This window comes from Metabacillus sp. 113a, assembly GCF_050107635.1.
In the GTDB taxonomy this organism is placed as follows: Bacteria; Bacillota; Bacilli; order Bacillales; family Bacillaceae; genus Metabacillus_B.
On the sequence record NZ_JBNILJ010000004.1, the window covers coordinates 287,399 to 310,084 of the forward strand.

At 44.4% G+C, this 22,686-nt stretch carries 27 protein-coding genes; 17 read left to right on the forward strand and 10 right to left on the reverse strand.

The genetic code is table 11. The annotated features are described in order from the left end of the window. The first annotated feature begins 13 nt into the window (after nucleotides 1-13). Together ACQCVE_RS09675 and ACQCVE_RS09680 are read left to right on the forward strand one after the other, a co-directional pair. The gene (locus ACQCVE_RS09675) at nucleotides 14-325 is read left to right on the forward strand and encodes a YuzD family protein (RefSeq protein WP_426842660.1); all 312 of its coding nucleotides are present in this window, start codon (nucleotides 14-16) and stop codon (nucleotides 323-325) included. A gap of 137 nt (nucleotides 326-462) precedes the next feature. After that, nucleotides 463-705, forward strand: a complete 243-nt coding sequence (locus ACQCVE_RS09680) for a hypothetical protein (RefSeq protein WP_426842659.1) — start codon at nucleotides 463-465, stop codon at nucleotides 703-705. A 118-nt stretch (nucleotides 706-823) separates the two neighbouring features. On the opposite strand, the gene ACQCVE_RS09685 is transcribed toward ACQCVE_RS09680, so the two are convergent. Continuing rightward, entirely contained in the window at nucleotides 824-1,891 is a 1,068-nt protein-coding gene (locus tag ACQCVE_RS09685; RefSeq protein ID WP_426842658.1) for an NAD(P)/FAD-dependent oxidoreductase, read from the reverse strand. A 303-nt stretch (nucleotides 1,892-2,194) separates the two neighbouring features. Between ACQCVE_RS09685 and ACQCVE_RS09690 the strand changes: the two genes are divergently transcribed. Further along, nucleotides 2,195-2,431: a YuzB family protein gene (locus tag ACQCVE_RS09690; protein ID WP_426842657.1), complete on the forward strand. Its 237-nt coding sequence runs from the start codon at nucleotides 2,195-2,197 to the stop codon at nucleotides 2,429-2,431. Nucleotides 2,432-2,489: 58 nt separating this feature from the next. Here the strand turns inward: ACQCVE_RS09690 and ACQCVE_RS09695 are convergent, their stop codons facing one another. Next, nucleotides 2,490-3,191, reverse strand: coding sequence for a DUF2225 domain-containing protein (locus ACQCVE_RS09695; protein WP_426862607.1), 702 nt, complete (start codon nucleotides 3,189-3,191; stop codon nucleotides 2,490-2,492). Between the two features lie 181 nt (nucleotides 3,192-3,372). Between ACQCVE_RS09695 and dapF the strand changes: the two genes are divergently transcribed. Both dapF and ACQCVE_RS09705 read left to right on the forward strand, forming a co-directional pair. Continuing rightward, entirely contained in the window at nucleotides 3,373-4,230 is an 858-nt protein-coding gene (gene dapF, locus ACQCVE_RS09700) for a diaminopimelate epimerase (protein ID WP_426842655.1), read from the forward strand. Between the two features lie 73 nt (nucleotides 4,231-4,303). Beyond that, the gene (locus ACQCVE_RS09705) at nucleotides 4,304-4,666 is read left to right on the forward strand and encodes a HesB/IscA family protein (RefSeq protein ID WP_426842654.1); all 363 of its coding nucleotides are present in this window, start codon (nucleotides 4,304-4,306) and stop codon (nucleotides 4,664-4,666) included. A gap of 57 nt (nucleotides 4,667-4,723) precedes the next feature. Here the strand turns inward: ACQCVE_RS09705 and ACQCVE_RS09710 are convergent, their stop codons facing one another. Both ACQCVE_RS09710 and yumC read right to left on the reverse strand, forming a co-directional pair. After that, entirely contained in the window at nucleotides 4,724-5,287 is a 564-nt protein-coding gene (locus tag ACQCVE_RS09710) for a transposase (protein WP_426862608.1), read from the reverse strand. A gap of 949 nt (nucleotides 5,288-6,236) precedes the next feature. Continuing rightward, nucleotides 6,237-7,235 (reverse strand): ferredoxin--NADP reductase 2, encoded by a 999-nt coding sequence (gene yumC / locus ACQCVE_RS09715; protein WP_426862610.1) that lies wholly within the window; start codon nucleotides 7,233-7,235, stop codon nucleotides 6,237-6,239. A 511-nt stretch (nucleotides 7,236-7,746) separates the two neighbouring features. On the opposite strand from yumC, the gene ACQCVE_RS09720 reads away from it, so the two are divergent. The 5 genes from ACQCVE_RS09720 to ACQCVE_RS09740 all read left to right on the forward strand — a co-directional run bounded on the left by ACQCVE_RS09720 (nucleotide 7,747) and on the right by ACQCVE_RS09740 (nucleotide 11,041). Next, nucleotides 7,747-8,958, forward strand: a complete 1,212-nt coding sequence (locus ACQCVE_RS09720; protein WP_426842651.1) for an NAD(P)/FAD-dependent oxidoreductase — start codon at nucleotides 7,747-7,749, stop codon at nucleotides 8,956-8,958. Nucleotides 8,959-9,059: 101 nt separating this feature from the next. After that, the gene (locus ACQCVE_RS09725; RefSeq protein WP_426842650.1) at nucleotides 9,060-9,542 is read left to right on the forward strand and encodes an NUDIX domain-containing protein; all 483 of its coding nucleotides are present in this window, start codon (nucleotides 9,060-9,062) and stop codon (nucleotides 9,540-9,542) included. A gap of 148 nt (nucleotides 9,543-9,690) precedes the next feature. After that, complete coding sequence (locus ACQCVE_RS09730; protein WP_426842649.1) at nucleotides 9,691-9,813, forward strand: YuiA family protein; 123 nt, start codon at nucleotides 9,691-9,693, stop codon at nucleotides 9,811-9,813. An 86-nt stretch (nucleotides 9,814-9,899) separates the two neighbouring features. Further along, nucleotides 9,900-10,217 (forward strand): YuiB family protein, encoded by a 318-nt coding sequence (locus ACQCVE_RS09735; RefSeq protein WP_426842648.1) that lies wholly within the window; start codon nucleotides 9,900-9,902, stop codon nucleotides 10,215-10,217. Between the two features lie 128 nt (nucleotides 10,218-10,345). Beyond that, nucleotides 10,346-11,041, forward strand: a complete 696-nt coding sequence (locus ACQCVE_RS09740; RefSeq protein WP_426862612.1) for a 3D domain-containing protein — start codon at nucleotides 10,346-10,348, stop codon at nucleotides 11,039-11,041. 47 nt (nucleotides 11,042-11,088) lie between these two features. On the opposite strand, the gene ACQCVE_RS09745 is transcribed toward ACQCVE_RS09740, so the two are convergent. Together ACQCVE_RS09745 and ACQCVE_RS09750 are read right to left on the reverse strand one after the other, a co-directional pair. Further along, nucleotides 11,089-11,913, reverse strand: a complete 825-nt coding sequence (locus tag ACQCVE_RS09745; RefSeq protein ID WP_426862613.1) for a cobalamin-binding protein — start codon at nucleotides 11,911-11,913, stop codon at nucleotides 11,089-11,091. 18 nt (nucleotides 11,914-11,931) lie between these two features. Beyond that, a complete protein-coding gene (locus tag ACQCVE_RS09750; RefSeq protein WP_426842645.1) occupies nucleotides 11,932-12,414 on the reverse strand; it encodes a divergent PAP2 family protein in 483 nt (160 codons plus the stop codon). 98 nt (nucleotides 12,415-12,512) lie between these two features. Here ACQCVE_RS09750 and ACQCVE_RS09755 point away from each other — a divergent pair, with 98 nt between their 5' ends. The 4 genes from ACQCVE_RS09755 to ACQCVE_RS09770 all read left to right on the forward strand — a co-directional run bounded on the left by ACQCVE_RS09755 (nucleotide 12,513) and on the right by ACQCVE_RS09770 (nucleotide 16,446). Then, nucleotides 12,513-12,887 carry a DUF309 domain-containing protein gene (locus ACQCVE_RS09755; RefSeq protein WP_426842644.1) on the forward strand — a complete coding sequence of 125 codons (375 nt, stop codon included), beginning with the start codon at nucleotides 12,513-12,515 and terminating at the stop codon, nucleotides 12,885-12,887. 33 nt (nucleotides 12,888-12,920) lie between these two features. After that, on the forward strand, nucleotides 12,921-14,408 hold the full coding sequence (locus ACQCVE_RS09760) for a leucyl aminopeptidase (protein ID WP_426862615.1): 1,488 nt from the start codon (nucleotides 12,921-12,923) through the stop codon (nucleotides 14,406-14,408). An 89-nt stretch (nucleotides 14,409-14,497) separates the two neighbouring features. Next, complete coding sequence (locus ACQCVE_RS09765; RefSeq protein ID WP_426862617.1) at nucleotides 14,498-14,710, forward strand: spore coat protein; 213 nt, start codon at nucleotides 14,498-14,500, stop codon at nucleotides 14,708-14,710. A gap of 407 nt (nucleotides 14,711-15,117) precedes the next feature. After that, complete coding sequence (locus ACQCVE_RS09770; protein WP_426862618.1) at nucleotides 15,118-16,446, forward strand: Na+/H+ antiporter family protein; 1,329 nt, start codon at nucleotides 15,118-15,120, stop codon at nucleotides 16,444-16,446. A 197-nt stretch (nucleotides 16,447-16,643) separates the two neighbouring features. Here the strand turns inward: ACQCVE_RS09770 and ACQCVE_RS09775 are convergent, their stop codons facing one another. Next, entirely contained in the window at nucleotides 16,644-16,808 is a 165-nt protein-coding gene (locus ACQCVE_RS09775) for a hypothetical protein (protein WP_426842641.1), read from the reverse strand. 265 nt (nucleotides 16,809-17,073) lie between these two features. On the opposite strand from ACQCVE_RS09775, the gene ACQCVE_RS09780 reads away from it, so the two are divergent. After that, on the forward strand, nucleotides 17,074-17,298 hold the full coding sequence (locus ACQCVE_RS09780) for a hypothetical protein (RefSeq protein ID WP_426842640.1): 225 nt from the start codon (nucleotides 17,074-17,076) through the stop codon (nucleotides 17,296-17,298). A gap of 349 nt (nucleotides 17,299-17,647) precedes the next feature. Here the strand turns inward: ACQCVE_RS09780 and ACQCVE_RS09785 are convergent, their stop codons facing one another. Beyond that, nucleotides 17,648-18,241, reverse strand: coding sequence for a biotin transporter BioY (locus tag ACQCVE_RS09785; RefSeq protein WP_426842639.1), 594 nt, complete (start codon nucleotides 18,239-18,241; stop codon nucleotides 17,648-17,650). 107 nt (nucleotides 18,242-18,348) lie between these two features. Here ACQCVE_RS09785 and ACQCVE_RS09790 point away from each other — a divergent pair, with 107 nt between their 5' ends. Both ACQCVE_RS09790 and ACQCVE_RS09795 read left to right on the forward strand, forming a co-directional pair. After that, nucleotides 18,349-18,945 (forward strand): sulfite oxidase-like oxidoreductase, encoded by a 597-nt coding sequence (locus ACQCVE_RS09790; RefSeq protein WP_426862619.1) that lies wholly within the window; start codon nucleotides 18,349-18,351, stop codon nucleotides 18,943-18,945. Between the two features lie 154 nt (nucleotides 18,946-19,099). Beyond that, a complete protein-coding gene (locus ACQCVE_RS09795) occupies nucleotides 19,100-20,875 on the forward strand; it encodes an ATP-binding protein (protein ID WP_426842637.1) in 1,776 nt (591 codons plus the stop codon). A 93-nt stretch (nucleotides 20,876-20,968) separates the two neighbouring features. Here ACQCVE_RS09795 and ACQCVE_RS09800 read toward each other — a convergent pair whose 3' ends face one another. Further along, nucleotides 20,969-21,415 carry an OsmC family protein gene (locus ACQCVE_RS09800; RefSeq protein WP_426842636.1) on the reverse strand — a complete coding sequence of 149 codons (447 nt, stop codon included), beginning with the start codon at nucleotides 21,413-21,415 and terminating at the stop codon, nucleotides 20,969-20,971. A gap of 98 nt (nucleotides 21,416-21,513) precedes the next feature. After that, nucleotides 21,514-22,644 carry an alanine dehydrogenase gene (gene ald / locus ACQCVE_RS09805; protein WP_426862621.1) on the reverse strand — a complete coding sequence of 377 codons (1,131 nt, stop codon included), beginning with the start codon at nucleotides 22,642-22,644 and terminating at the stop codon, nucleotides 21,514-21,516. Nucleotides 22,645-22,686 lie beyond the last annotated feature (42 nt).

Here is a 22,686-nt window from a genome sequence, read left to right on the forward strand (position 1 = left end):
TGGAGGGTCAGGCATGAATATTGACGTATATGGCGCAGAGGTTTTATGTCCAAGCTGTGTGAATATGCCATCTTCCCGGGAGACTCAGGAATGGCTTTCAGCAGCTTTATCAAGAAAATACCCCAACCAGCAGATTGATGTTACCTATATCGACATAGACAGACCGGAGCTTGAAGGGGAGCAAAAGGAAATCGCAGAAAAAATACGCAATGATGAATATTTTTATCCCCTGGTCGTCATCCAAGGCAGGATAGTGGGAGAAGGAAGCCCGCGCCTGAAAAAAATCTGTGAGGAGCTCGAAAGGCTCGGAATTGCCGCTACCTAAAAAGGCAGGGTGAAAAAAGACCTGCTTTATACATCGCAAAGAGTGCTAAATACACCTTAAATCCCTTATTATAGAAAAATGCATGAGTATTATTCCCTAACTTGTGGTATAGTCTTCTTATGAAGGGAGGCTAAAGCATGAGCAAATCAGGAATCATATCCAGACAGGCAGCAATCAGGCAATTCACCTATGAATACGAAATTGAACAGCACAAATGTACGATTGATATCCACCTTGCACTGGACCCAAAAGGAAAACAGATATATAAAGTTTATGTTGAGGACCAAAACGGACTCTTCCGCTCTAGTTCTTCCGACCAGCTGAAAGCTAAAGCGGTCAGTAAGGCGATCTTGAAATATAAATGGAACTGTGCAGTGTAATGAGTACTTCCTGCAAATTCAATAATGGAACAATGGAAGTACTCTCAGCCAAGAGTGCTTTTTTGTTTTTTTACAAGGAAAGCACCAAAAAAACGGGGAAGATTCCCCGTCAAAAAAGTTATCCATTATGAAACTTGTACATCCATAAAATACCGGATTTAAGCAAGCGCGGCACGCGGCCCATCAACGGCTTCTCATTTAAAAGACCAAACCCGTGTTTTTTTCCTAGAGATCCGAGCACGCCCTTCAGCTTAAATTGAGGAAACGATTCTGGCTCCGGCTCATTTTTCCAGCGTTTCTGAAGAACCTGGACAATTTGCTCCGCCTGCGCTTCCGCAAGCTGTGCGCTTGGCGCATAAGGAAGCGAAGCGCAATCCCCTACGACAAACACACTTTTATCATCGGGAACATAATGCTGTGGTGTAAGAATAACTCTTCCCTGCGCATCCTTTTCTGCATCCATCTGTCTGACTATCTTACTTGGCTGAATGCCTGCGGTCCAAACGATTACATCACTGGCAAACGCTTCATCATGGTTGTATAAAAGGTTGGGCTCAACCTTCGTGATGTTGGCGCAATTTACGATTTGTACCCCATGATCCTCAAACCACCCCTGTACATAACGGCTCAGTCTTTCAGGGAACATGGAAAGAATCATTTTGCCGCGATCAAACAGCTGAATTTTAAGATCCTTTCGGCTTTCGCGCAGTTCACTCGCCAGCTCCACTCCGCTCAGTCCGGCGCCCACAATGGAAACGATTGCACCTGCGGGCAGGTTGTTAACCGCACTGTACGTTCTGCGGGACTGATCAATGGTCTGAATGCTGTAAGAATACTCTTCGGCACCGGGCACCCCGTGATACTTATCTTCACACCCGAGTCCAATAACCAGGTCATCATAGCCAAGCCGGTCCCCATCAGCAAAGACAACCTCTTTTTGATTGCGGTCAATGGAAGTGACTTCCCCATATTTAGCAGTCAAATTCGCATGCTCCGGAAAGTCTACACGAATATGGTGATCCGAAATCGTTCCAGCTGCAAGCGCATAATATTCTGTCTTCAGGCAGTGGTAAGGATTTTTATCCACCAGGGTAATATGAACATCGCTTGGAAGGTTGTTTGGAAGCAGCCTGTGGAGAATTCTCATTCCACCATACCCGCCGCCAAGAATTACTAGATTTTTCATATGCGGATTTCCCCTTCTCCCCATGGGAATGAATAAAAAAATAGTATTCCAGACTGATAAAATTAAAGAAAACCTTTTCAAAATGCCACTAAAAAGTATATCGAATTTGCTGCAAAATCACAACATAAGGCGGAAAAATATCCGTTTAGTATGTAAAAACAATCAATTATACAACCTTATTGCACAAATGTGTTAAGTTAATTGTAACAAAGTGTTCCTTACAAATGGAAGGCTCCAAACCGGAAACATTGACGATTTTTGTTCAAACAGGGTAGGATAAGAGGGAATTAGAGAGGTGAGACCATGAAACCAATCATTGAGTTTTGCATAAGCAATCTTGCCAGCGGATCACAGCGGGCACTTGAGAAGCTGGAAAAAGACCCGAATCTCGACATAGTTGAATACGGATGTCTTGGATATTGCGGCAAATGCTTTGAATCCATGTATGCCCTAGTGAATGGAGAAGCGGTGTCGGCTGAAACTCCGGAAGAGCTCGTTGACAATATCTATCAGCATCTGGAAGAAAATCCGATGTTTTAATAAACGCGACAGCCTGACTAAATGTCAGGCTGTCGTTATGTATAGTGGTCTAGATGTCTTATTGTGCAGACAGCGCTTTTTCCGCCCTCATTTCCTGCCACCGGTCCTTCGCCATTTCGATGATTCCCTTTTCCGGAGAACGATGCTGATGTTCAATAATACGGGAAAAATACCGGATCGCCTGTTTCTCCTTCCCTGTTCTGCGGCTGAGCTCACCGATTAAATACAATATCCTCATATCAGTAAGCTTGGAACCTTCGTAATCTTCGTTCATATAAGATAGGATATATTCATTAAGGGACTGATCTAAAAACCGGTGCTCCTGCTCATGATCGCCAGCTGAACGGTAAAGCCAGGCAAGACGGTGATTCAGACCGGCCTTTGATGCGTGCTTCTCTAGCTTCAGTTCAGCACAATAAAGAGCAAGCTTGTAAGAGGAAACAGCCATATCCATCGATCTCTGCACACTGAAATTTCTTTTTGTCCAGCGCTTTGAAACATGATCAGTCAACCGCCTTCTTGAGGAAGGGGACATCTGGTCTGAAAACTCCTCTGAAAAAGAATAGCCGCATTCCGGGCATACTGTTACATAATAGAGCAAAGGATTATTCGTTTCGGAACGATAATGGGAATAAAAATCAGAATCGCTATAATCAATGCAGATAAAGGAAGAGCGGAGTTTTTTTGTTGTAAAGTGGGCCCTGCATAAAGTGCATGTGGTATTTTTGTCATATAAATGAGGAAAATCCAACTTTCTCACCCTTTCTCATAGAGACAATTGTATCATATTACCTATATCAAAAGAACTAAAAAGAATAATAAAAACTCCCGCACCTAACGCAAGGAGTTTTTATCATTCTATTCAAACGGGGGATATTTCTATTGTGGACTCTTTCAACTAACTTTATACTAGTAGAAATTATTTTTTTGGAGGCGAAGGGATGAAAACCGTAAACTTTACAAAAATGCACGGACTAGGCAACAATTATATATACATAAACCTGTTCAAGGAAAACTTATCCGGTTTGAACCTCCCTGAGCTGGCCAGACATGTAGCGAACCCCTTCACAGGCATCGGCTCAGACGGCCTGATCCTGATCTGTCCCTCTGAGGCAGCACCCGTGAAAATGCGGATCTTCAATAATGATGGCTCAGAAGCACTCAACTGTGGAAACGGCCTTAGGTGCGTAGCCAAATACGCGTATGAAAACCGTTTGGTTTCAGAGCCTGTTTTCCAAATTGAAACCCTCTCCGGGCTCGTTCAGGCAGAGGTTCATACGAATAAAGGAAATGTGTCCGCGGTCACCATTGATATGGGCAAGCCAAGGCTTTTAAAGAAAGACATACCGATGGAAGGAAGCCAGGAGGAAACAACCATATCTGAGGTCATGCAATTTCAAGGAAAATCCTACACGGTCACTGCACTATCGATGGGAAACCCGCATATTATTTTCTATATAGAGGACATTGAAAGTGCTCCCTTGACTGAACTGGGACCGGTTGTCGAAAAAGACCCCCGTTTTCAGGACGGCATCAATGTCGAATTCGTAGAAATGGTTAACAGCACCGAATTGAATTTCCGTGTATGGGAAAGAGGCTCGGGCATTACACAGGCATGCGGTACGGGCGCATGTGCCGCAGCAGTCGCATCGATCCTAAATGGCAAATCCCCCAAAGGAACAGATATAACCGTTCATCTTGCCGGAGGAGATTTGACCATCAATTGGACAGAGCAGGGAAACGTACGAATGACCGGCCCTGCTGAAACCATCGCAGAAGGCATCTATCATATCCGCTGAACCTGAAAATTTGAGTCAAAAGAAGTCAAGATGTATACTTATTACAAAGCCATAATTAAAGAGGAGTGATGACATGGCTGAAATTATCAGCATAACAGAAGCCGCATCCTTTCAAATAAAAGACATGATGAAGGAACACGAAGAAGAAAATGCCTTCCTGCGCGTCGGCATCAAAGGCGGAGGCTGCAGCGGGCTCTCCTACGGCATGGGATTTGACCATGAAAAACAAGAAGGCGACGTTGAACTTGAATTCTTCGGCATCCCCGTCCTGATTGATAAAGACAGCGCACCAGCTCTGAAAGGCACCATTATAGATTTCAAACAATCCTTAATGGGCGGCGGATTTACCATCGACAATCCGAACGCCATTGCTTCCTGCGGCTGCGGATCATCATTTGTGACCGCAACGAATAAGGGAACACCGGAAGAGTGCTAAGAATTTATTGCAAAAGGCTGGCCCATCGGGCCAGCCTTTTTAATCTCATCTGCCTTCTTACTCAGCTGCTTCTGTATCCTGCCACTTTAATTCCTCCACAAAAAATTTATAATTTTCCTGTGACGGTGCTGGAAAATGACTCAGCGTTTTCGCTTTATCCAAAATAGAGCAGTCCACCTGTTTCACAAAATAATAATAGCTGCTCCACCGGTAGCTTTCAGCCTGCTGCACAGCCGAAGCTTTGTAGGGGTTGAGATGAATATAACGGGAAGTGTTTAGAAATTTGGAGATAGTAGGAATGGGGTCTGCATAGAACCTGCCTTCAAACAAGTGGCCCTTGTAGCTGTGTCTGAAGTTGAAATAGCGGGCATAGCGGAAATTCAAGTGTTTCATAATAATGCTCGGCTGGTATTCGGTTACTTCAATGAGGAGATGAACGTGGTTTTTCATCAAACAGAAGGCATGTAGCTTAAATGGATACTTATCCTGTGTCTCCGAGAGGATTTCAAGGTATCGGTCTTTATCACGATAATCTTCAAAAAGTGCCCACTTTCTTATAGCTCTTGAAGTAATGTGATAGATCCCGCCAGAACCAGATCTCCAGTTTCTGGGGCTCTGCATAGCATTCCACCTTTCTATTTTACTATCTAATTTAATTCGGCAAAGGAAGACAAATTCCTTTACGTTTCATGATAAAAAAGTACGCTTTTGTCAGACGATGGCCAAAATCAGTGCGTTGTCAGGCAAGAATGTCAGACAATGGCCAAAATCAGCGTCATGTCAGACAAGAATGTCAGACAATGCCCAAAATCAGCGTCATGTCAGACAAGGATGTCAGACGATGGCCAAAATCAGCGTCATGTCAGACAAGGATGTCAGACGATGGCCCAACCCAGTGCGATGTCAGACAAGAATGTCAGACAATGATCAAAATCAGCGTCATGTCAGACAAGGATGTCAGACAATACGCAAACCTGGTGCGATGTCAGACAAGAATGTCAGACAATACGCAAACCTGGTGCGATGTCAGACAAGAATGTCAGACAATACGCAAACCTGGTGCGATGTCAGACAAGAATGTCAGACAATACGCAAACCTGGTGCGATGTCAGACAAGAATGTCAGACAATGGCCAAAATCAGCGTCATGTCAGACAAGAATGTCAGACAATGGCCAAACCGAGTGCGATGTCAGACAAGGATGTCAGACAATACGCAAACCTGGTGCGATGTCAGACAAGAATGTCAGACAATGATCAAAATCAGCGTCATGTCAGACAAGGATGTCAGACAATGTCCAAAATCAGCGTCATGTCAGACAAGGATGTCAGACAATACGCAAACCCAGTGCGATGTCAGACAAGGATGTCAGACAATACGCAAATCTGGTGCGATGTCAGACAAGGATGTCAGACAATACGCAAATCTGGTGCGATGTCAGACAAGAATGTCAGACAACCCCCAAACCCAGCCTCATGTCAGACAAAACGTCAGACAACCCACAAAAAAACTCAACAAAAAAAACCAGTCCCCCACTATCAAAACCCCGGGGAGACTGGCCTCATTATGGCTTATTTATTTTCAAACAAACTTGTGCTGTGAAGCGGCTGAACGCGTGCTTTTGGATCCATGTATGTTTTTGCGTTGTTTACTGCGGTTGGCGCTTCGCCGAATCCGCTGGCAATCAGCTTTACTTTTCCTTCGTATGTGCAGATATCGCCAGCTGCGTAGATGCCTTCGATATTCGTTTCCATCTTGGAATTGACCAGGATGTTATTTTTTTCGATGTTCAGATCCCAGTTTTTGATTGGGCCAAGGGAGGAGACGAATCCGAAGTTTACGATGAGGTCATCAATATCAATGACTTCTTTGCGCTCTCCTTTGACTTCTTGAAGAACGACTTGCTCGATGCGGTCTTCACCGATGATTTCTTCAGGTACGAATGGTGTCATGACGTCCACTTTGGAATTATGAAGAAGCTCTACGCTGTGTTCATGGGCGCGGAACTTGTCGCGCCGGTGGACGAGTGTAACTTTTTCAGCGATAGGTTCAAGCATGAGCGCCCAATCCAGTGCGGAGTCTCCTCCACCGCAGATCATGACACGTTTTCCTGCGAAGGAGTTGAGATCGTCGACAAAGTAGTGCATGTTTTTGCCCTCATATTGGTTCGCATTTTCCAGTTCAAGCCGGCGGGGCTGGAAGGCTCCGTTTCCAGCTGTGATAATAATGGTTTTGGTGTAGTGGATTTCGGAGTTTGTTGTGAGCTTGAATACTCCGTCAGCTTGCTTCTCCACTTCTTCGACTGCCTGGTCCAGGGCAATAGCAGGATTGAACATGGCCATTTGCTCTTTTAAGTTGTTGATCAATTCCTGCGCACGGACTTTTGGAAAGCCGGCTACATCATATATGTATTTCTCAGGGTATAGGGCAGACAGCTGTCCGCCAAGCTGAGGGAGGCTTTCAATTATTTTAACGCTCGCTTGTCTCATGCCTCCGTAAAAGGCGGTAAATAAGCCGACGGGTCCTCCGCCAATGATGGTAATGTCATAAACCTTTGAATCTTCTTTCACAATGCAACCCCCTAATTGATAACTATTCTTACTTACATGATACCATAATTTTTCTATTTGCTCATCTTGATAAATAAAACGGTAATTTTTCCCTTCAAGTGTTCGTAACGCTTGTTGATCACTGCGGACTTCTGCCTAGAGGAGCGGGTGAGATGACACCCGTCATGACTGGGGCGGAAAGTGCCGGTGAGCGGCGGCGGTATTTCCCGGAGTGTATTCAACAATTTTAGATAGTATCCTACATTATTTTCCGAATTTTCGCAACAGTGGTTTTAGGCTAATTATAACTTGAAAAACAATTCACAAAGCATTAGTATTGATTATAGGCATATATATTAATTTTTTGTGAATCATTTGTAAAAAGCAGCGGTTATTCATGCAGTAGATAGTGAAGTACTTCACAAAGTTTTTGGCAAAAATCAAAATAAAATGACGAAAAGAGCGGAAGATACAGTTAGGTATTATTTTATGTTCTTTTCCAACAAACTTAGCAAAGGTGATGTGATTCGTCTTGAGAAAACCAAAAGTAGTGGTTTTAGGTGCAGGTTATGGCGGTTTAATTACGGTTACCCGTCTTCAGAAGTTAGTAGGCGTGAACGATGCAGATATTACGCTTGTGAATAAAAATGATTATCATTATGAAACGACCTGGCTCCATGAAGCTTCAGCTGGAACGCTTCATCATGATAAGTGCCGTTACCAGATTAAAGATGTAATCAGCAGCCGCGTTGATTTTGTCCAGGATACGGTTACTTCCATCAATCCTGAGGCTAAAAAGATTGTGCTTGAAAAAGGCGAGCTTGAGTATGATTACCTTGTAGTGTCTCTTGGATCTCAGCCTGAAACCTTTGGAATTCAAGGTCTTAAGGAATATGCATTCGGCATTACGAACATTAATGCTGCGCGTCAGCTTCGCGAGCACATTGAGCTTCAGTTCGCAACGTACCACTCGGAAGAAGTGAAACAGGATGACCGCTTGACGATTGTGGTAGGCGGAGCAGGTTTCACTGGCATAGAGTTCCTTGGAGAGCTTTCTAATCGTGTGCCTAAGCTTTGCAGCGAGTACGATATTGATCCTAAGAAGGTTCGCATCATTTGTGTGGAGGCTGCTCCGACAGCTCTTCCTGGATTTGATCCTGAGCTTGTTGAATATGCAGTCAGCCACCTGGAACGAAAAGGTGTGGAATTTAAAATCGGCACAGCGATTAAAGAGTGTACAGAAGATGGAATTGTTGTTGCAAAAGACGACCATATGGAAGAAATCAAAGCTGGTACTGTAGTATGGGCAGCGGGCGTCCGCGGTAACAGCGTAGTAGAGGAAGCTGGATTTGAAAACATGCGCGGACGCGTAAAAGTAAATCCTGATCTTCGTGCGCCGGGCCATAACGATGTCTTTATCATCGGTGACTGTTCATTGATCATTAATGAGGAAATCAACCGTCCATATCCGCCGACTGCTCAAATTGCGATGCAGCAAGGTGAAACATGTGCGAAAAACCTCTCTGTCCTTATTAAAGGGCAAGGTGAGATGGAAGGCTTCAAGCCGGACATTAAAGGTACTGTCGCTTCCCTTGGTGAAGATGACGCAGTTGGAACAGTTTTCGGCAAAAAACTTGTTGGAACGAAAGCATCCTTTATGAAAAAAATGATTGATAACCGTGCTTTGTTTATGGTCGGAGGGCCTGGTATGGTGATGAAAAAAGGGAAATTCAAGTTTTTTTAATAAGATAGGGTTCTGAGAGGCAAAAGCGCTAAGCTTTTGCCTTTTATTATCGGATCATCCATAATTATTCTGAGACAAACTGTGGCAGAAGGAGTGGCAGCATGACAAATAAGAGGGGAAATGTATGGCTTGCAGCAGCTGGTATTGTAACAGACGAAATGGGCCGGTGGCTGGTTGTCAAAAAGAAGTATGGAGGGTTAAAAGGGAAATGGTCCCTGCCCGCCGGGTTTGTCGACGGATATGAGACAGTGGATCAGGCTATTGTCCGGGAAGTGTATGAGGAAACTGGAATTAGGGCCGTAATGCAAGGAGTGGTAGGGATTCGTTCCGGTGTAATAAAAGGGCAGGTCAGCGATAACATGATCATCTTTAAATTAAAGGCTTCGAATAGCGAGATCAGAGTTCAGGAAAATGAACTTTTTGAGGCTGCATTTATATCCCATGAAGAGCTGCAGTCCAGTTCGGATTCATCTCTGCTTTTAACGTCATTAACGGAACATAATCTGCTGTCCAAATTAAATTTAATCGATAAACTTGATCCCGGAGAGCAGTTCCAATACTCCGCGTATCACTTATTTTTATAATTTTCAAAAAAATAAGAAAATTAAAGCAAATCAGAGGGAAAAGCTGATGTATTCGCTTTCATTAGCTCATTTGTCATCTTATCTGACTTTATTGTTGACAAGATACCTGTTATCTTAGTTATCAATAAACGTAAGGGGGAGAACAGAGATGAGCACATTAAAAACTGATAAAAGAGAGTGTCCGTACTGTTCCGGTAAAGGATATTTTCAGTTATTGCTTGGCGGTACTGAAACCTGTGACTGCTGCAATGGAACAGGACGAAAATCTTGAAATATAGAAAATACAGAATAATGGATATTGACGAAGGTAATGCGCTTTCAGTACACTGAAATTGGTGTATTGGAGGTGCTTTCCTAATGATTCTGCCGGTATTCATCATTTCCATCGTTTTGTTTTTTGTGCTATTTTTTGGTATTGGGTTTCTGCTTAACATGCTTCTTAGAATGTCCTGGATTATGGCCATCATTTATCCTGTGATCTGTATCCTCATTATTGATGAAATTACAGCGATTACGTATTTTACGGCACCTGGTGAGGCTTTTCCGGAATTGCTGAGCAAGGTTGTTTCCCTGCAGGGAACGGATATTACCATTTTGGCGAGCGGTCTGGCGGGTGCGATTTGTTCAGGATTCGTCATACAGGCTTTAAGAAAAAAAGGATATCAAATGTTCTAAGGCTTCCGGTTCGTCTGGAGGTTTTTTTGTTTTTCTAATTGTTACATATATTTCATTTTCTTTCTTTAAGCATACTTTTCCTTCCAGTTGGGAACTAATAGCTTAGTGAGAGGAGTGAAGAAAAAAAGATGAAAACAATTGGATTGTGGGCAAGACGACTTGTAATGGTTCTCCTGTTTGCAGGTGCATTGGCAGCTACATTTGAGGCAGTATCAGGTGTTAAAGCGAAGGAACTGACAAGGGATTTTCTCCACGAATATACATATAAGGATGACCGCGGTGTGTTCCGGGTGTTTGGATTATCGTTCAAATTCATGCCTTCAGAGCATACGATGAAACCTTTAACTTCAGCAGCTGAAGCAATCAACAAGGGGACTAAGCTAGAGACGGCTATTAATTGGGAGAAGTATCCGAAGCATAAAGTGACTGCAACAGGCTATACAGCAGGGTATGAATCTACAGGGAAAAACCCGGGCCATCCAGAATACGGCATTACCTATTCAGGAGTGAAGGTGAAACGGGATATGTTTTCAACCATTGCAGCAGATCTGACTATTTTTCCAATCGGCACGGTTCTTTTTATTCCGGATTACGGCTATGGAGTTGTGGCTGATAAAGGTGCTGCCATACAAGGAGACGAGCTTGATCTGTACTTTGACACAGTGTCGGATGTGTATGAGTACTGGGGGAAAAAAGAACTGGATGTTTATATTGTTAAAAAAGGAAACGGCAGCTTTACGGAAGAAGAGTTAACGGAGCTGAATGAGAGCGGATCTCTGCAGGCTTTCAGGCAGCAATATACAAATCAGAAGAACAGCTATTAAGGAACAATAAAGCCAGCGGAACCCCCGCTGGCTTTTTTTGTTGCCGGTTAGGATAATTCAAACACCGGTTTGTTTTGGAGTATGCTGATTTCTTCTTTAAAATGACCTGGATGAATGGTTTCGGCCAGAATCGCCAAACCTTCATAAAGCCTTGGTGATGGTCTGCAGAATAAAGCTTCCTGAAGCAGGTGAATTCTTCCGTTTTCAAGTGCCGCAAGACGGGATGATCCCGGCCGTTTCACCACATCGCTGATGGTCATTATAGATTCCTTTACACCGACCCATACCATAAAAAAATAATCGGGATTTCTTGTTAGCACATCTTCCCAGTCTGTTTGAACGCTCGGGATGTCTGCAGCGCTGAAGATATTTTCCGCTCCTGCTAGCAGGCTCATTTCTGTGAGCCAATTTGTGCCTCCGGGTGTAAAGATGGGCTTTGGCCACCATTCAAAATAAACCTTTGGCTTAACTGGCAGTTCCTCTGACTTTGACTTGAACTTTTGAATGACCGTGCGGAGCAGTGCGGTTTTTTCTTTTGCCGTTTCCAGCCGTCCGGTTTTCTCCCCAAGCACAAGAAGATCTTCGTTTACATCCTCCAGGGACTGCGGGTTGAAAACCAGATAGGGCAGGTTTCTACGTTCAAGCTCCTCTATGTTTCTCTCCATCCCCGGGACGCTCAATGAAGCAAGGACAAGGTCAGGTTCACAGCGTTCTAAATCATCCATGCGTATAGACAGGTCAGGACCAAGACGGGGAAGGCTGTTGAGCTCATGCGGCCAATCCGAAAAATTATCGAGCCCGACGAGCTGACCGGATAAACCTAGGCAGACAGCGAGCTCTGTGTTGCTTGGACAGATTGAAACAATGTTCATATTCTTTCACCCCGGTACTTATATTTGGAAAAACAGGTAGTGCATGAGCAAGGTTAAAACGATTCCTGTAATTCCGCCAAAGAAAACCTCGATGGGCTGATGCCCAAGCAATTCTTTTAATTTTTTCTGTTTTTCCTGTTCCTGTGTCTGCTGCCAGTCTTTAGCTTCCTTCATGAATCGGTTAAAATCGATAACCAGCTTGTTTAACACGGTAGCTTGTTCGCCTGCGTGGCGGCGTACCCCTGTAGCATCAAACATCGTAATGACCGCAAAGATACATGAAACCGCAAAAAGGGTGGACCCGAGTCCTTCTTCAATAGCTACAGCAGTAGTCAGTGCAGTCACTGCTGCAGAATGGGAGCTCGGCATTCCTCCTGTGCTGGTGACAAGTGTCCAATCCCATTTTCGAATAGCGATGTAATGAATCGGAACCTTTACCACCTGCGCAAATAGGATCCCTGTCAGGGCGGCTATCAAAGGGAAATTAAAAAATATATCCATAATGGCTTCTCCTGCCTTCCGTATGTATCGGTGTTTAGTTGTGTGTTCCTGCCTTCCGGATGGTAGAATATAGATATCAAGCGAAGGGGGAACGCTCGATGGAGGGATATCCGGATGAATATTATCTGTTTTTTATTCATTTTAATGAAGGGGATTTCTACACTTGCCATGATCTCCTGGAGGAAATATGGCTGACAGATAAGTCTAATTTGTTTCTCAAAGGCCTGCTGCAAATGTCAGTGGCTCTTTATCATTACAGCTACGGCAATTTAAAAGGAGCGAGATCCATGATGCTTGCTGGAAAACAGTACATACAGCCTTACCGGCCGGAATATTGGGGCATAAACCTCGACCTTGTGCATCAGTTCATGGAAAATTGTTTACTCATTATACCACAGGCTCCGGAGAAGATACCGTATGAAATGACGAAGAGTCTTCCGGAAATCCCTTTGTTTACCCTTTACCTTGAATAGACCAATAAGAAACCGGAGAAGGAGGAAATGTATATGTTTCATATAACAGAATCACTGACTGGAAAAGAAGAAACTCTGATCGTTGGGCTGTTCAGAAAAACCCAGCCTTTGCAAGGTACAATGGCAGAATTGGATGACCGCCTTGAGGGACACGTAACTGCGCTTCTGAAGGACGGGGATATAAGTGCAGATTCGGGAAAGGTTACGAAGCTGTTTCCTCTTGGGAGAACCTCTTTGAAAAGGGTTTACATTGCAGGGCTCGGCAAAGAAAAAGAGTGGGGATTCGAAAGAGCAAAAGAGGTGTTTGCCACTTTGGTGAAACGGCTGCTTTCCGATAAGAAAACGATAGCCGTGATCGACCTTGACTCTTTCACATCGGACGATTTCAGCAAAATTGAAGCAGCCCATGCTTTTGCTGAAGCACTGGAGCTGGCCTCGTATAAAATTAAGGATTATAAGCACAAGTCGAATGAACCTGAAAAAGCGGTGGAGGAACTGACTTTTCTTTCAAAAGAGGACCCCGCTGAAATTAAGGCAGCTCTTTTTGTCGGAACAGCCCATGGGCGCGGAACGAACACGGCCAGGACGCTTGTCAATATGCCTTCTAATGTATTGACGGCTTCCGAACTGGCTGAGCATGCCGGGAAACTCTCGGAACGCTATGGTTTCGGTCTTGAAATTCTGGAAAAAGAAGATATGCAAAAACTGGGCATGGGAGCTATGCTTGCGGTGAATAAGGGGTCGTCCGAGCCTCCAAAAATGATTGTTCTTACATATAGAGGGGACGAAAGCGGATCCGAAACAATTGGCTTGGTAGGAAAGGGAATTACGTTTGATACCGGGGGCTACTCCATTAAGACCAAATCTGGAATTGTCGGCATGAAGACAGATATGGGCGGAGCGGCTGCTGTGTTAGGGGCGATGGAGATCATTGGAGAAACGAAGCCTGAAAAGAATGTAGTAGCAGTTATTCCTTCTACAGATAATGTCATCTCAGCAGAGGCTTTCAGACCGGATGATGTCATTATTTCCATGAGCGGGAAAACCATTGAGGTCTTGAACACGGATGCGGAAGGAAGGCTGGTGCTTGCTGACGCAATGACGTATGCGAAGCATCATGGAGCAACCCATTTGATTGACATTGCTACTCTTACAGGTGGAGTTGTTGTAGCATTAGGAAATGACATGACCGGAGCAACGACAAATGATGCTGGTCTGTACCGGCAGGTAGAAGCGGCGTCTGCAGAGTGCAATGAACCAATTTGGCAGCTGCCGATTACGGAGAAAGACACAAAAAAAGTGAAAAGCAGCAAGATGGCTGATCTGAGCAATTCCCCTGGAAGAGAAGGCCATGCAATCATGGCAGCTGCCTTTTTAAAAGAATTTGCTGAAGAAACCCCGTGGGTCCATCTCGACATTGCAGGGACGGCAACGACCGCCAGGGAAAGCGTGCTCGGACCGACAGGGGGGACAGGCGTTATGGCAAGAACGCTTGCCGTTTTCGTAGAGAATTTTGAATAATCGGGGCTTTCGCCCAAAGCTCTGGATTGTTGTCCTGCATAAACTGCAGAAAGGTATGAGTTTTCAGAGACAGCATCGGAGGGTATGAAATGTACCATGGAATTAATATTCAGGACGTTAGACGACCATACGGCTTCGGCTTAGGAAGACAGTTTGGTTTTGGATTCGGAGGGCCATTTGGTTTCGGCCTTGCTCCGTTTGGGTTTGGATTTCCGCTTGGTCTGGCAGGCGGCTTGGCAGCATCTGCTCTAATCAGTCCGTATTATGGATTTGGATATCCTTATTATCCCTACTTTTATTAATAGGTCTTTTTTCCGGCTGAAAGGGAGCGGGATCTAACTGGAAACGTGCCATAGCTAAAAGAGGAGCTGGATGCAGCTCCTCTTTTTAGTCCTGCTGCATCCAGCTGATCCTTAGAGCAGCTAAGCATTTGAATACGCGTGCGACCCGGCAATCAGCCAGGAATTGGAGATCTGCCTCGTCCTGTGCACAGTGCCCTCAAGGCTGTCGCAGATTGACGAAAATGTTCGTGCCTGAGCGCTGCTCTCCCAGATTCTTAACAGAAGGAAGTTCATTTTGGGAAATGCTTTAGTTTGCTAATATGCTAAAATAAACAATTGACAGCCAGGATCTTTCTGTGATAATTTAAGTTCATGTTATTTTATCACTCTACCATATTATCGAACTAAAGTGTTTTGGAGGTTTATATATGAATGCAGTTTTGCTGGCTGTTGGTCTTGTTCTTGTGCTGAGTCTTTTTAGGGTGAATGTAGTTTTTTCACTGATAATCGGAGCTTTGGCTGGAGGACTTGTCAGCGGTCTGGATATTAAGACAATTGGTGAAACATTCTCGGGCGGGTTAGGCGGGAATGCATCTGTAGCTTTGAGCTATGCTTCTCTTGGGGCATTTGCTGCCGCCCTTACGAAAACAGGTCTTCCTGACGCCATGGTTAATGGTGCTGTTAAGCTTGTGGGCAAGGAAGGAGAGTCAAGCCGTAAAACACTCTCCAAAGTAATGATTTTGCTAATCATTTTGCTTATATCCATTTCATCCCAAAATGTGATTCCTGTCCATATTGCTTTTATTCCGGTTTTAATTCCGCCTTTACTAAAGATATTCAATCAGCTGAAGATTGACCGCAGGCTAGTGGCATCCGTGATTACTTTCGGTCTTATTACACCGTATATGTATGTTCAGGCTGGCTTCGGAGCCATTTTCCATGAAACGGTCAGAAGCAATATGGAAAAAGCAGGCCTCTCTATAACGCTGGCGGATATTCCGGCCGCAATGATGATTCCTTCTCTGGGAATGGTGACAGGGCTTATCCTGGCCTTCTTTATTTATAGAAAAAACAGACAGTATGACGATAAAGAAGTAGCAGGTGCAGAGACTGTAAGCTATTCTAAACAGACCCTCATTTTTGCTGCCGCCGCCATTGCGGGCTCATTGGGAGTTCAGCTCTGGATGGCTTACCTGCAAATTGAAGGAGGCATGATTTTTGGAGCATTGGCCGGCATCGCCATTCTTTATGTGACCCGCGCAATGAAATGGACAGAGGCGGATAGCGTCATGACCCAAGGTATGCAGATGATGGCCTTTATCGGATTTGTTATGCTTGCGGCTTCAGGTTTTGCCAGTGTCATGCAGGAAACAGGGCATATTGATACGCTCGTGAAAAGCTCGGTTGAGTTAATTGGAACCAACCAGTCCTTAGCCGCGCTTCTAATGCTTCTCACCGGATTGCTCGTAACAATGGGAATTGGCTCATCCTTTTCAACCATTCCCATTATTGCCGCGCTTTTTGTTCCGCTTTGTGTCAGCCTGGGATTCAGTCCCCTTGCGACCATTGCGATTATCGGAACGGCCGGAGCATTGGGCGACGCAGGTTCGCCTGTTTCGGACAGTACGCTTGGTCCTACATCCGGACTTAACGCAGACGGACAGCATGATCATATTTGGGATACCGTTGTCCCGACCTTCCTGCTTTACAACATCCCGCTCATCCTTTTCGGCTGGATAGCAGCTGTAACACTCTAATTTCGGTATATCGTCTGTGCAGCCAGACTATATATAAAATCTTGCTAAAGCCATGATTGGAAAAGGGCCTTTCTCAGAAGGGCCCTTTTTTCCATTGAATGAGCGGCCGGCTTAATGTTTCAGAGTGTAATAGAAAAGCAAAAAGCATATCTAAAAAAAAAGACCGCCGAAGCACGGCGGTCTATCATTAGTATTATTTACAATGCTTTTGCTTGTATGTTCTTCCATGCGTCCATCAGTTCAGCATCGTCCCAGTCGAACAAATAGTCTGCAGCAGACGGGGTATGGTGCAGTACTTCGTTTTCGAATTGTTCGCGGTCCAGTTCACTTAGAAAATAGCGTTTAATTGCTAATCCAGGCATGATCTCACCTCTTTTATTCCAATACTTGCATTATGCCATTTTAGAGCTCTGTTTATACCTCCAGCGGCAATAGTTAATAGATTACCTCAATTTCCAGGGTAATTCAACCCGTTTTGTTTAAAAATTACATGGGATATTATATGCAGACAGAAGCAATATGATTTGTTTTTAATTTTTCCAGTTATCTGGCGGGCTGGGGTATAATAACAGAATGAAGGATTAACAGGGGATAGGGTCCGGATGATGAGGCTGTTATGTAAAGATCTTGATTGATTGCATTCCGGATCATTTTTTTCAGCTGGAACCCATTCGGATAGATGCGGATTACAGTCCCGATTTGATCCAAAAACGGATTTTCGTATATGAAGTAACCGTTACTAAAGATGTGATGGCTGCAGAAGTTCTCAGCAAAATGATGAGGGAAGCATTTCTTGGAGATGTGCAGGAAGATCACCGCACAGGAGCGCTGATGAGGCTCGTTCCAGCTTAAAACGGAAGAGGAATTCATCACTTTGGCTGAAAGCAAGAGGAGTAAGGATAAACTGGCACTGTTGGAAACAGGATGGAGATTTGCTAAAGGAGCAGCTGGCAGATCTTTGGACCTTTTTGCAGAAATGATTGACTTGCATGCCTTTAGCCTTGATAGAAGTTCTTCCGATGGAACGGATGGCGGAGGAGATTAGCAGGTTCTCAAGAGGCGGATATTAAACATCCCGTTTCCTTGTTTTGTATGGTTTCCCCCTCCCGGACAAGGCAGCCGCTTCTCCCTTAAGTTGAGATAAAACGGCGGCTCTTGAAGGCTCATTATGTTCCCGGGATCTGTCACATAGCTAAGGAAGCTAGGCAGCCCGGCGTGTCATGCTTCCGGATCCCTTTTTTACTTGTTTGTATATACGCGGTGCAATGGCTCCGGCAAATACAGTGAAAACAATATCCTTTACAGCAAACCAGGCCATGATTTGCCAGGCAGCCAAGTAGGAAAGCTTCGTGCTAAGCACATAATTTAATACGGCATACATGTAAGTCGTGCCGAAAAGATAAATGATAAGGATTCCTGCGAAAGATGCAGCGATAAAAGCAGGAGGTTTAGGGTCTTTATTCCATTCAATGATTTTCCCTGCAGCATAAGCAGCGATTATGTAGGAGAGAATAAATCCGCCGGTTTGTCCTAAAATAACTCCGAACCCGGAAGAAAAACCGGCGAATACAGGGGCCCCTGCAGCACCGATCAGCGCGTAGACAATCATTGAAAATGCGGCTAGCCGGCTGCCAAGCAAGAGCCCGGCTAGCACGCAGAAAAATGGAGCCATTGATAATGGTACGTTTGCCACCTGAAGAAAAGGAAGCCAGGAGGTCAGGTTGGCTCCTACTGCCATCAATGCAGCAAACATCCCCGCTAAAACGATATCAATTGTTCTAAATTTTTTGCCCATACCATAATCCCCTTTACACTAGTAGACTTTTGTATATAGACTAATAGATGAAGTACGCATTGTCAACTTAAATTAAACAAAGGTTAACATAAAGGATGGTGAGCAGATTGTATTTTGGAAAACCCAGAGCCCATACTGATTCAGAGAGGGTTCCTCCCAATCAGCACGTGACGAAGAAATTTCCCGTTCTGCATGCAGGCAGTGTACCGGAATACCCTGATTTAAACCGCTGGAACCTTCAAGTTTATGGGCTGGTGGATCAGCCGCTCCTCTTAAGCTTTTCTGACCTGATGAACTATCCGCAAACGACTTTAGGAAATGACATACACTGTGTAACGGGCTGGACAAGACTCGATAATGAGTGGTCCGGCATAAAGACTAAAATCATCGCAGAGGCAGCGGGAGTGAATGAGAGAGCAAGGTTTGTCATGCTTCATGCTGAAGAAGGCTGGACGGCTAACGTTGCAATTGAGGATTTTTTACAGGATACGAGTCTGCTTGCCCATTCTCATGACGGTCAAGCGTTAACACCCGAGCATGGCTATCCGCTGCGGGCTGTATTTCCTCATCTTTATTTTTGGAAAAGTGCTAAATGGCTGAGAGGGATCCAATTTACAGAGCATAATCACCCTGGATTTTGGGAGAAAAACGGCTACCATATGAATGGGAATCCATGGGAGGAAGAGCGTTTTTCATGGGACTAAAGAAGTAAATGTTGAATTGGAAAAAAATAATACTTGAAATTTTAAAAAGCTTTCATTTAGGGGGCGCTAAACCTTACATAGACTGGTATAATAATTATGCTGGCATACTGTCAGTTATTCAAATCCGTGAAGATTTAATGGAGTGTAAAACAACATGTATTTTACGTTATTGGCAATCATTGCGATCATTCCTTTCGTATTAGGTGTTCTGATTCTTTTTCACAACCGCACTCCTCTTTTTTATATCGCGGCCAGCTTTTTAGTGCTTCTGGCCTTTTGGCAATTCGATATATCAATTTTGTATGGGGTAGAATTATTTACACATGATCAGGCAATACAATCCTTTACCTTATTCCGTTTCGGCCTGATTTTTAATTTCCCGATGGTCTGCTATCTCATGTATATTCTTCTTACGCGCTACAGCAAAAGCAGTGTTTTTTCAAGGAAGCTTATTAAATGGGTGCTGAGGCTTTTATGTGTAAGTTCTTTTTCATTAAGTGCAGTTGTTTATGCAATCAGCAACACTCCTTTAGGAATAAAAGGCCTGGAAACTTACAGTCAGGGAAAGCAATTTCCTGTACATTATTATCCAATATTCGGAGAGTATCAGTGGCTGTTTGTTCTTAACAGCTCTTTAACGCTTATTACCGCCTTCTTATTAATCATCTATTCTATGTTTTTCGTTGTGAAGGAACAGCGTTTATTCAGTATGTATTTAAGTCTGACGATCTTTATCGTGATCAGCATTGGGCTGCTCAGCGGATACAAGGTACTTCCGCTTTTTGTGTCGGGATTTTCTTCTGTGCTGCTTACCCTGCTCATTTTTATTGCTCTTATTCAAAATTTAAACAGGGGATTAAAAGAACAGAAAAACCTGCTTCATACAATCATGAATTTAAACCCGAGTTACATTTATGTGAAGAATGCAGATCATCAATTTGTTATAGCAAATGATGCAATGGCGGACCTTTACAGTTTAAATGTATCGGAAATTTTGAATAAAACGGATCTTGAACTGAACCCGAGAAGTGTTCAGGCGGTAAAAATAGAGATGGAAGAGAAGAAGGTTCTTCTTGGCATAAAACAAAAATATGAAAAGCTTGAGAAGGTTATCGATTTAAATGGGCAAACCAGGTGGGTTGAAGTGCTGAAGATTCCGGTTACCCTAGAAGGAAAGCAGTTGCTGTTGTGTATCGGAAATGATGTCAGCCAGCGGAAACGGGATGAAGAATACATCCTTAAAACGGAGAAGATGAGCGTAGTAGGGGAGCTTGCAGCAGGTGTAGCCCATGAAATTAGAAATCCTCTTACTTCGTTAAAGGGCTTCGTACAATTTTTAGGCGAGGATGAAAACCTTAAGCATAAAAATCATTTGCGGGTCATGGCAGAGGAAATCGACCGTATCAATGAAGTCATTGATGAGCTATTGCTGATTGCCAAGCCTCAGGGAAAATCCTTTAAGAAAGAAAAAGCAAAGGAGATTATAGAGGATGTCCTCCTGTTACTGGAGGAAACGGCAAAAGCCGCATATGTTCAGTTTTCCCTGCATGCGGATCCGGAACTTTACATCCTGTGCAACAAAAATCACTTAAAGCAAGTATTCCTTAACTTGGTGAAAAACTCAATCGAAGCGATGGAATTCGGGGGGACAATGACGATTCATTGCGCGATGGCAGCCGATGGATACGCCCAGTTCATACTAAAGGATGAAGGCAGCGGAATTGAACCGGAACGGATTGAAAAGCTGGGAGAACCTTTTTTCACGACAAAAGAAAAGGGAACAGGACTTGGTTTAACGGTATGCTACAAAATTGTCAAGGAAGAGCACAGAGGCACAATTCAATTTCAAAGTGAACTGGGGAAAGGGACAACAGTCACTATCCAGCTGCCTCTGGATCCAATAGAAGAAGCTAAAAAAAGATTTATCTAACACCGGGCAGAGAGGAAAAACCCCCGGATGGCTATAGCTATCCGGGGGTTTTTGCATTCTGTGGGAACGCATGAATCAAAGCGTAAAGCGTGTTCATTTCTTTGAAACGCGCGCCTCCAGTTCAATTGCAACATTGCCTTGCACAGCCCTGGAGATCATGCACGACTGCTCTGCTTTTTCCGTGAGCCTGCGTGCCATTTCCAGCTGTTTATAATCCGCTGCATCTGCTAAAATCAGCATAGGTTTATGGATCATCTTTTTATACGTAATGACACCTTTTTCAACCTCTACGATTCCTTCAGATTCCATTGAGAGGCTATCGACTTTAATAGCGCTTCTTTCAAGCATCGCTGCCAGAGTTATGATATAACAGGTTGCTGCAGCTCCTAAAAGCATCTCATCAGGATTTGTCCCCACACCCGGGCCGTCCATTTCAGGGGGGATGGAGATTTTCGTGTGTAAATTGCCGGCTTTGATCTCACCTACACTGTTCCGGCCGCCCGGCCAGTCTGCTTGAAGCAAAAAGCGGTGTTCTGCCATTGGAACCACCTCCGCATGCTAGTTTATCTCATTTAGCCCCTATAAGAAAAGGAAGGAGCTCAAGGTGATGAGATCCTTCCTTTTTAATTGCCGGCCTATTAGATGGCAAGCTCTTTATTCAATGCAACTTCTACAGGGACGTATGCATGGCCAAGATCTCTGGCGACAGCAGCATAGGTAATTTCACCCTTAGCTGTATTCAATCCTGCTTTAAGCGCTACATTTTCAGAGATCGCCTTAAATACCCCTTTGTTTGCAATTTGCAGGGCATAAGGAACTGTTACGTTCGTAAGGGCTAAAGTGGAGGTTCTTGGAACAGCTCCAGGCATATTGGCAACAGCATAATGAACAACACCATGTTTTTCATAGGTTGGCTGGTCATGAGTTGTTATATGATCGACTGTTTCCACGATACCGCCCTGGTCAATCGCGACATCAACGATTACTGAACCTGGCTGCATGCTCTTTACCATTTCCTCTGTTACGAGTGTAGGGGCTTTTGCTCCCGGAATGAGAACAGCACAGATGAGAAGATCGGATTCCGCAACAGCATGGGCAATGTTAACAGGGTTAGACATCAGCGTTTTAATTTGAGTGCCGAAGATGTCATCAAGCTCGCGCAGACGGTCTGCGCTTAAATCGATGATGGTTACGTCCGCACCAAGGCCAACGGCCATTTTTGCTGCATTTGTACCAACGACGCCGCCGCCGATAATGGTTACTTTCCCGCGGCTTACACCAGGTACTCCGGCAAGCAGGACTCCTTTGCCGCCTTTTGGTTTTTCGAGAAATTGTGCCCCGATCTGTGCGGCCATTCTTCCGGCAACCTCGCTCATAGGCGTAAGCAGCGGAAGTGTGCGGCCGGCTGAAACCGTTTCGTACGCAATCGAAATGACTCCGGATTGTTTAAGTGCCAGTGCCAATTCCGGCTCCGCCGCCAAGTGGAGATAGGTGAACAGAATTAACCCTTCGCGGAAATAGTCATACTCAGGCTGAAGCGGTTCTTTCACTTTCATTATCATGTCTGCTTGTGCCCATACATCCGCAGCAAGCTCGACCAGCTCTGCACCTGCTTCAAGATACGCGTCATCAGTAAAGCCGCTTCCCACTCCAGCTTCCTTCTCTACTAGAACACGATGGCCGGCTGCAGCAAATTGAACCACTCCTCCTGGAGTAAGCGCAACGCGGTTTTCGTTATTTTTAATTTCTCTGGGTACACCAATGATCATGAACCCTTCCTCCTTTAATGTCAGATAATAGTTAGTATGAGT